This is a genomic window from Treponema sp. R6D11, assembly GCF_054786075.1.
The window spans coordinates 1-381 of record NZ_BDHD01001128.1 but is presented as its reverse complement, the minus strand read 5'-3'; the positions used below and the strand labels follow the sequence as shown (position 1 = coordinate 381).

At 44.4% G+C, this 381-nt stretch carries 1 protein-coding gene; it reads left to right on the top strand.

The genetic code is table 11. From position 1 onward, the window contains the following. On the top strand, nucleotides 1–381 hold a 381-nt coding region (locus ACYVTD_RS17780), incomplete at both ends, for an L-threonylcarbamoyladenylate synthase (protein WP_461248945.1).

Genomic DNA, 381 nt, shown 5'->3' with positions numbered 1-381 from the left:
TGACGACAGAATACTAAACCGCGCGGCGAGAACGCTTGAAAACGGTGGGCTTGTAGCCCTGCCTACAGACACAAGTTGGAGTATTGTCTGCTCGATTAAATCGCCGCAGGCAATAAAAAAATTAAGAAATCTTTCGGGCGAAAGGGACGAGCGGCATTTTACCCTTCTTTGCTCAAGCATTTCCCAATTTGTTGAAGTCGTAAAAATGGACAATACCCGTTTTAGGTTGATTAATCGCCTTTCCCCTGGTCCTTATGTATTTATTTTGGAAACATTGTCGGGAACAGAGAAATTTCTTGATATTCGCCGCCATGAGCTTGGGGTGCGTATCCCTGCTCATCCTATTCCAATCAGGTTAATTGAAACGCTTAAATCTCCGCT